Raw genomic sequence first — 5,488 nt, 5'->3', positions numbered from 1 at the left:
ACATTTATTCAGGAACACGATGATGTACGGAACGCCTACCTGACGACCCAGCAGGATGTGCTCACGAGTCTGCGGCATCGGGCCGTCAGTCGCAGCTACTACCAGGATCGCGCCGTCCATCTGAGCAGCACCGGTGATCATGTTTTTAACATAGTCGGCGTGGCCCGGGCAGTCTACGTGCGCGTAGTGGCGAGTCGGGGTGTCATATTCAACGTGAGAGGTGTTGATGGTGATACCACGAGCTTTTTCTTCCGGCGCGTTATCGATCTGATCGAATGCGCGAGCGTTACCACCGTAGGTTTTTGCCAGAACGGTAGTGATGGCAGCAGTCAGCGTTGTTTTACCATGGTCAACGTGGCCGATAGTACCGACGTTAACGTGCGGTTTTGTACGTTCAAACTTTTCTTTAGACATCGATTGTCCCTCTAAGACACGGATAAATCGGTGATATCACCACATCAACCAGGCAACATGCCCGACTTGTTGAATGCTAAATAACAGAAGAGAAACCAGGGAGGAGAAGTGAAGTGGTGCTGATACCCAGAGTCGAACTGGGGACCTCACCCTTACCAAGGGTGCGCTCTACCAACTGAGCCATATCAGCACGTCTGGAGCGGGCAGCGGGAATCGAACCCGCATCATCAGCTTGGAAGGCTGAGGTAATAGCCATTATACGATGCCCGCATCCTGAAACTCGGCTACCCAGTGCTTTCTGTATTGTCGGGAGAAGAAACTCTCCCTTTGAGTTGATTCGCTTACTGACACCAACTCAGGTTACGTTTTAGCGTAACCGAAAATGGTGGTGGGGGAAGGATTCGAACCTTCGAAGTCTGTGACGGCAGATTTACAGTCTGCTCCCTTTGGCCGCTCGGGAACCCCACCGGACTTGATGGTGCCGACTACCGGAATCGAACTGGTGACCTACTGATTACAAGTCAGTTGCTCTACCTACTGAGCTAAGTCGGCATCAAGTAGCGCGCATTCTAGGGAGACAGAGGGATTGATGCAACAAAAAAATTGCACAAACCGTTCTATCGCTCACATTTTGCACGACCATTCAACAAAATGCTGTAAATTCATGCAACCCAGTAGAAAAACCCACCGTTTTTAACCGTCTGTTCATAGGTATCCCTCTTTTCTTACCCCTTGCATCACTCTCTTTTCTTGCCTTACAGGGGTGCAATTGCGTTGTTGTAGTGCAGATAAGTAGTGCATTTCAGTCGTTCCGACAAAGCCAGACGTGAAAATGTGAATTGGATCACTTATTGCATCTCCTAGATATCATCCTCAATGGAGGCACAATGATGAAAATTGTTCTGTTAAACGCAGCCACCTTGCCGGTCTATTGCCCTGAACTTGCGGACTTGCTGCTTGATACGTTGCAAGGTGGTGCCTCTGTGGGATATCAGCGTGCGACCAGCCGCCATGAAGCAGAAAGTAGCTTTTATCGTCTGCGCGACGAGATTCAAAGAGGCGAACGCTTAATCTGGATAGCCAGAGATGAGCAAGGCGTTGCGGGGTGTATCAGCCTGGCGCTAAACATGCAGCCTGAAGCGCTTAATCGCGGCACTATCAAATTGCTGCTGGTTCACCGCCGTGCCAGGCGTAAAGGTATTGGCAAAAAGTTGCTTGCTGAGCTTGAGAAAAGCGCTTGTGCTCGTCAGCGTGGGATATTATCCCTTGAAGTGCGGGCTGGCTCTGGGGCCGAAACGTTTTACCGCTCACAGGGATACCGCTGCCTCGGAGAAATGCCGGATTACCTCTGCTCCGCCGACGGGTACTACCACCCTGCTGCGATTTATTTTAAACGCTTATTTGCGGTAAATCAGCCAGTTCGATCTATTGCCAGCTAATGTGAATAGCGTGATGCTTTCCGCGTAAAGCATCACGCAGACGCGATTTTTCATATTATTCCCTGTCATCTGGTGTTAACCTCCTGCCCATTGATCCAACTTATTTCAATAACGTCGAGCCATCACATTACCTTAAGAGACGCTCTCTCGCGGCGCGTCGGAAGCATACGTGTCAGTGGTAATGTGGGCAGATAAAAGCTTATGAGTAAAAAAGAGCAAACGTTAATGACGCCTTACTTACAGTTTAATCGCAGCCAGTGGGCTGCACTTCGTGATTCCGTGCCAATGACATTGACTGAGGGCGAAATCGCAAGGTTAAAAGGCATTAATGAAGACCTTTCTCTGGAAGAAGTGGCCGAAATTTATCTTCCGCTGTCCCGTTTACTCAATTTCTACATTAGTTCAAACCTGCGTCGACAAGCCGTGCTGGAACAATTTCTGGGCACGAACGGTCAGCGCATTCCCTATATCATCAGCATCGCGGGTAGCGTTGCGGTAGGGAAAAGTACCACCGCCCGTGTATTACAGGCGTTACTCAGCCGCTGGCCTGAACATCGTCGGGTAGAGTTAATTACCACCGATGGCTTTCTGCATCCCAACCAGGTATTGAAAGATCGCGGGTTAATGAAGAAAAAAGGGTTTCCGCAATCCTATGATATGCATCGCCTGGTGCAGTTCGTTTCCGATATTAAATCGGGGGTGACCAATGTTACCGCCCCGGTTTATTCGCACCTGATTTATGATGTGATCCCGGATGGTGACAAAACGGTCACGCATCCTGATATTCTTATTCTTGAAGGGTTAAATGTTTTACAAAGTGGTATGGATTATCCTCATGATCCGCACCATGTGTTTGTTTCAGACTTCGTAGATTTTTCTATTTATGTTGATGCGCCGGAGGATCTTTTACAGACCTGGTATATTAACCGTTTCCTGAAGTTCCGCGAAGGCGCTTTTACTAACCCGGATTCTTATTTCCATAACTATGCGAAGTTATCTGAAGCTGAAGCAATAGAAGTTGCGATGTCGCTGTGGAAAGAGATTAACGGCTTAAATCTTAAAGAAAACATCCTGCCTACGCGCGAACGCGCCAGTCTGATTATGACCAAGAGTGCCAATCACGCTGTTGAACAAGTGCGCCTGCGAAAATAAACACTAAGGGGAGCATCAACGCTCCCCTTTGATTATTATTCCGCACTGCGCAGCGATATTTCTCCCCCCATCCAGGGTTTAATTACGCCCTCTTGTTCAAGCAGCAGGGCACCCTGCACATCAATTCCACGCGAAATACCGTAGATCTCTTTCTCACCGATAATCAATTTCACCGGCCGATGAATAAAATTATCCAGTTTCTCCCAGCGCGAGAGAAAAGGAGACAGCCCTTCTTGCTCAAACGTTTGCAATGCAGTACGCAGTTCTGTAATTAAACGTGCAGCAAGCTTGTTACGATCAATTCTCACACCAGCTTCTTGCAGATTAATCCAGCCCTGGCTGATGTCTTCAGCTTGTACTTTACGCATCACCAGGTTGACACCAGCGCCAATGACAATTTGCGCAGCATCACCGGTTTTCCCTGTCAGTTCGACGAGGATACCCGCAAGTTTACGATCCTGAAGATAAAGGTCGTTAGGCCATTTAACGCGCACCTGATCAGCACCCAGATCGTGTAAAACCTCAGCCATCACAATCCCGATCACCAGGCTTAAGCCGATTGCAGCTGCCGGTCCCTGCTCTAATCGCCAGTACATCGATATATAGAGATTTGCACCGAAGGGAGAGACCCATTTTCGACCACGGCGCCCTCGTCCGGCCTGTTGGTACTCCGCCACACAAGCATCACCGGAATCAAGTTCACTGAGGCGATCCAACAAATACTGGTTTGTTGAATCAATTACTGGCAGAACAGCAACTTTGCCCTGCTTAATCTGGCTGCTGATCATGGTTTCATCCAGTAGCTGGATAGGCTCCGGAAGGCTATAGCCTTTACCTGGGACAGTAAAAACATCAATTCCCCAGTCACGTAGCGTCTGAACATGTTTATTAATCGCTGCGCGGCTCATGCCCAGACGTTCGCCGAGTTGTTCACCCGAATGGAATTCACCATCCGCTAAAATAGAGATCAATGTTAATGGGATCGTATTGTCCTTCACGCAATCGCCTCCACTGCATTCACTTCACCGGCACAGCCAATAAAGCGGACCTCTGGTTCCAGCCAGACGTTGAATTTGTCTCCTACACGTTGACGTACCAGGTGCGCAAGCTGGATGACATCCTCACTGGTTGCGAGACCGGTATTGATCAGTACCAGCGCCTGCAAATGATGGACCGCCGCCCCTTTCACGGCAGTCCCCTTCAACTGGCATTGGTCAATAAGCCATCCTGCGGCTAGTTTTACGGAGCCATCAGCTTGAGGATAATGGGGGGCATTCGGGAACGCCTCTAATAAGTTATTGGCTTGCTCCGGCGACACCACCGGGTTTTTAAAGAAACTGCCAGCATTACCGTGCACTTTCGGATCGGGCAGTTTACTCATGCGCATATGACACACCGCGTCGAAAACCTGTTGTGCCGTTACAGTTGCCGGATCAAGACGAGTTAAGTCGCCGTAGGTCAGCACAGGTTGCCAGTTTTTTGATAAACGCAGCCCCACAGCAGTAATGGCGTAACCATCCTGATACTCGTGTTTAAAGATACTGTCACGGTAACCAAAACGGCACGCTTGTGCACTCAAACGCTGCGACTCGCCGCTGCTGAGGTTGATGCAATCAACATAGTTGCAGACTCGCTGTAGCTCAACGCCATATGCGCCAATATTCTGGATTGGTGATGAGCCTGCACAGCCAGGGATCAGCGCCAAATTCTCCAGACCAGGCATCCCGTTGTTGAGAGTAAATTGCACGAGGTGATGCCAGTTCTCCCCGGCACCGACATGAAGCAGCCATGCATCGTCCTCTTCATCGACATCGATTCCACGAATGCGGTTGATAATGACCGTTCCTGCAAAATCTTGTAGAAACAGCACATTGCTACCTTCACCCAGGATCAATACGGGTTGCTGGTTCTGTACGGCGGCTTGCCAGGCTTCCAGCAATTGCTGTGTATTTTCGACGCAAACGATCTGCTGGGCATTACGATCAATACCGAAGGTATTCCAGGGCTTAAGGGAGTGGTTCATTGGCGCTATCCTGATGCAAAAACACAGTTAGTTTACCGTATCCGGAGGGTAAGCGCTTGTGGTGTTTGGAAAGCCCAAACGCAAAAAGGCCCAGTCTTCCGACTGGGCCTTCTGCTTTATTTGATGCCTGGCAGTTCCCTACTCTCGCATGGGGAGACCCCACACTACCATCGGCGCTACGGCGTTTCACTTCTGAGTTCGGCATGGGGTCAGGTGGGACCACCGCGCTGTTGCCGCCAGGCAAATTCTGTCATCAACACACCTTCCGGTCTGTCAATTTAATCTGTATCAGGCTGATTATTGTCTCTCTTCCGCCAAAACATCTTCGGCGTTGTAAGGTTAAGCCTCACGGTTCATTAGTACCGGTTAGCTCAACGCATCGCTGCGCTTACACACCCGGCCTATCAACGTCGTCGTCTTCAACGTTCCTTCAGGAGACTTAAAGTCTCAGGGAGAACTC

Annotated in this window: 5 protein-coding genes, 4 tRNA genes and 2 rRNA genes; 2 read left to right on the top strand and 9 right to left on the bottom strand. The window is 49.7% G+C overall.

From position 1 onward, the window contains the following. From GA0061071_RS23170 to GA0061071_RS23150, 5 genes are all read right to left on the bottom strand, one after another. Positions 1 to 414 (bottom strand): GTP-binding protein (locus GA0061071_RS23170; protein WP_139109697.1); only part of this gene is annotated, 414 nt, incomplete at its 3' end. Between the two features lie 114 nt (positions 415 to 528). After that, a tRNA-Thr gene (locus GA0061071_RS23165) sits at positions 529 to 604 on the bottom strand. Positions 605 to 609: 5 nt separating this feature from the next. Next, positions 610 to 684: transfer RNA gene (locus GA0061071_RS23160), tRNA-Gly, on the bottom strand. Positions 685 to 797: 113 nt separating this feature from the next. After that, a tRNA-Tyr gene (locus GA0061071_RS23155) sits at positions 798 to 882 on the bottom strand. A gap of 8 nt (positions 883 to 890) precedes the next feature. Continuing rightward, a tRNA-Thr gene (locus tag GA0061071_RS23150) sits at positions 891 to 966 on the bottom strand. A 338-nt stretch (positions 967 to 1,304) separates the two neighbouring features. Between GA0061071_RS23150 and GA0061071_RS23145 the strand changes: the two genes are divergently transcribed. After that, complete coding sequence (locus GA0061071_RS23145; RefSeq protein WP_088237852.1) at positions 1,305 to 1,853, top strand: GNAT family N-acetyltransferase; 549 nt, start codon at positions 1,305 to 1,307, stop codon at positions 1,851 to 1,853. A gap of 201 nt (positions 1,854 to 2,054) precedes the next feature. After that, positions 2,055 to 3,005: a type I pantothenate kinase gene (coaA, locus tag GA0061071_RS23140; protein WP_061499025.1), complete on the top strand. Its 951-nt coding sequence runs from the start codon at positions 2,055 to 2,057 to the stop codon at positions 3,003 to 3,005. Between the two features lie 35 nt (positions 3,006 to 3,040). Here coaA and birA read toward each other — a convergent pair whose 3' ends face one another. From birA to GA0061071_RS23120, 4 genes are all read right to left on the bottom strand, one after another. Then, a complete protein-coding gene (gene birA, locus GA0061071_RS23135) occupies positions 3,041 to 4,003 on the bottom strand; it encodes a bifunctional biotin--[acetyl-CoA-carboxylase] ligase/biotin operon repressor BirA (RefSeq protein ID WP_061499028.1) in 963 nt (320 codons plus the stop codon). Next, positions 4,000 to 5,028 (bottom strand): UDP-N-acetylmuramate dehydrogenase, encoded by a 1,029-nt coding sequence (gene murB, locus GA0061071_RS23130; protein WP_061499031.1) that lies wholly within the window; start codon positions 5,026 to 5,028, stop codon positions 4,000 to 4,002. The genes birA and murB overlap by 4 nt, the downstream gene beginning before the upstream one ends. Positions 5,029 to 5,153: 125 nt before the next feature. Next, a 5S ribosomal RNA gene (rrf, locus tag GA0061071_RS23125) occupies positions 5,154 to 5,269 on the bottom strand. A gap of 94 nt (positions 5,270 to 5,363) precedes the next feature. Further along, positions 5,364 to 5,488, bottom strand: a 23S ribosomal RNA gene (locus GA0061071_RS23120); the annotation flags it as partial.

Origin of the sequence: Kosakonia oryzendophytica (genome assembly GCF_900094925.1) — a bacterium.
GTDB classification, from domain to species: domain Bacteria; phylum Pseudomonadota; class Gammaproteobacteria; order Enterobacterales; family Enterobacteriaceae; genus Kosakonia; species Kosakonia oryzendophytica.
The sequence above is the reverse complement of the archived record's forward strand: the minus strand, read 5'-3'. Positions and strand labels throughout refer to the sequence as shown.